Genomic DNA, 263 nt, shown 5'->3' with positions numbered 1-263 from the left:
CGGAACTCCACGCCGGCCCGTTCCGCGGCCGTCACCAGCGCCGCCGCCAGCAGGCGCGGATCGATCTGGTGGTCACCGTCCACCCGCAGCCCGCCGCGCACGCCGGGGGCCAGCATCGGCTCCAGCCGCCGGCACTCGCGTCCGCTCAGCCACTGCGCCTCCAGCCCGCAGCGCTGCTGGAGCGCGTGCAGCTCCCGCAGGTGCGCGCGGTCGTCGGCGTCCAGCGCGACGGCCAGCGTGCCGCAGGTCCGGTAGTCGAGGGG

At 77.6% G+C, this 263-nt stretch carries 1 protein-coding gene; it reads right to left on the bottom strand.

Translation table 11 applies throughout. The features are described 5' to 3' along the window. Nucleotides 1–263, bottom strand: a 263-nt coding sequence (locus ACYVE9_RS27515) for an FAD-dependent oxidoreductase (protein ID WP_461030603.1), incomplete at both ends; no start/stop codon positions are given.

The sequence above is a fragment of the Streptomyces sparsus genome (genome assembly GCF_054776295.1).
Note: the sequence above shows the minus strand (reverse complement) of the source record. Positions and strands in the feature narration are given on the sequence as shown.